Origin of the sequence: Streptomyces olivaceoviridis, assembly GCF_014650115.1 — a bacterium.
GTDB classification, from domain to species: Bacteria; Actinomycetota; Actinomycetes; order Streptomycetales; family Streptomycetaceae; genus Streptomyces; species Streptomyces olivaceoviridis.
In genome coordinates, this window is sequence record NZ_BMUI01000123.1 from 1 (window position 1) to 710 (window position 710).

The window sequence follows — 710 nt, forward strand, 5'->3', positions numbered from 1 at the left end:
ACATCACAGGCCACCACACTCACCCGCGCACCGGCCGCCTCCAACTCCGCCCGCAACTCCCCCACACCACCAGCCCGCGGACCACGACGACTCACCAACACCAGATGCTCCGCCCCGCACACCACCAACCACCGGGCGACACACGCCCCCAGACCACCCGTACCACCCGTCACCAACGCCGTACCCGACGTCGACCACCGCGGCACACCCCACCCCGCCACCGACGCACGCACCAGCCGACGACCCCACACCCCCGACGCACGCACCGCCACCTGATCCTCACCGGAACCCGAAGCGACCACCCGCGCCAACACCATCGCCACCTGCTCGTCCACCACCACCGGCAGATCCACCAGACCACCCCACACACCCGGATGCTCCAACGCCGCCACCCTGCCCAGACCCCACACCGCACCCTGCTCCGGCGCGCCGACCCCATCCCCCACACCCACCGACACAGCACCACACGTCACCGCCCACACCGGCACACCCAACCCGGCATCCAGCACCGCCTGGAACACCGCCAGCACAAACCCCGCCGCCCCCACACCCTCCAGAGCCAGCACCACCACACCGGCGAACGACGAACCACCCCCCGACACACCCGCCAGCACCCCGGCCACGCCCGCACGCCCAGCCACCGCATCCACCGGCACACACACCGACCCGGCACCCAACGCACCGACCACCGCGACCACCCGGGAATCACC

1 protein-coding gene is annotated in these 710 nt (G+C 71.7%); it reads right to left on the reverse strand.

Annotated features, from left to right (window positions below):
• Positions 1–698: KR domain-containing protein (locus IE273_RS43185; protein WP_229888150.1), on the reverse strand; the 698-nt coding region annotated here is incomplete at its 3' end.
• Positions 699–710: the final 12 nt, after the last annotated feature.